Source organism: Massilia sp. NBRC 108631 (genome assembly GCF_059704565.1).
In genome coordinates this window covers 1-844 of sequence record NZ_BAAKJE010000158.1, presented here as the reverse complement: position 1 = coordinate 844, position 844 = coordinate 1, and the positions used below count along the sequence as shown (strand labels likewise).

Annotated in this window: 1 protein-coding gene and 1 tRNA gene; both read right to left on the bottom strand. The window is 65.6% G+C overall.

Annotated features, from left to right (window positions below; translation table 11 throughout):
• Positions 1 to 54 precede the first annotated feature (54 nt).
• Positions 55 to 130: transfer RNA gene (locus AC6H42_RS17005), tRNA-Lys, on the bottom strand.
• A 63-nt stretch (positions 131 to 193) separates the two neighbouring features.
• Positions 194 to 844: GspE/PulE family protein (locus tag AC6H42_RS17000; RefSeq protein ID WP_497548545.1), on the bottom strand; the 651-nt coding region annotated here is incomplete at its 5' end.

Sequence of the window (844 nt, the reverse complement as noted above, 5' to 3'; positions counted from 1 at the left end):
CAAAAAAGGCTTACGCGCCGGAGCGGGTAAGCCTTCATTGGTACTGCGTATTCGTGGTAGGCCGTGCGGGATTCGAACCTGCGACCAACGGATTAAAAGTCCGCTGCTCTACCAGCTGAGCTAACGACCCGAAAGAGGCCGTATTATATACAGGTCGCTGCGGGCTTGCAAAGGTTTTTGCGCGCTTTTTTCTTCAGGCCAGCGCCGAGGTCACTTTCAGCACCTCTTCAGCGCTGGTGACGCCCTCGGCGATCTTGTAGGCGCCGGCGATGCGCAGCGGCTTCATGCCGTCAGCGATGCTCTGGCGGCGCAGCGCGGCGATGTCGGTCTCCTCCTGTACCTGCTGGCTGAACGCCTCCGTCACCGTCAGCAGCTCGTAGATGCCGGTGCGGCCCCGGTAGCCGGTCTGGCGGCACTCGGGGCAGCCCAGCGGGCGGTACACGCGCTCCGGCTTGGGCAGGTCCCAGGCGCCGCCTATGCCTTGCCACACGTCGTCGGCGATCTGGCCGTCCGGCGATTTGCAGTCCGGGCACAGCGTGCGCACCAGGCGCTGCGCCATGATGCCGATCAGCGTCGCTTCCAGCAGGTAGTGCGGCACGCCCAGCTCCAGCAGGCGCATCACGGCCGACGGCGCGTCGTTGGTGTGCAAGGTGGACAGCACCAGGTGGCCGGTCAGCGCGGCCTGGATCGCCATTTCGGCGGTGGCCAGGTCGCGGATCTCGCCCACCATGATGATGTCCGGGTCCTGCCGCATCAGCGCGCGCACGCCGTCGGCGAAGGACAGGTCGATGCCCGGTTGCACCTGCATCTGGTTGAAGGCCGGCTCCACCATCTCGATCGGGTC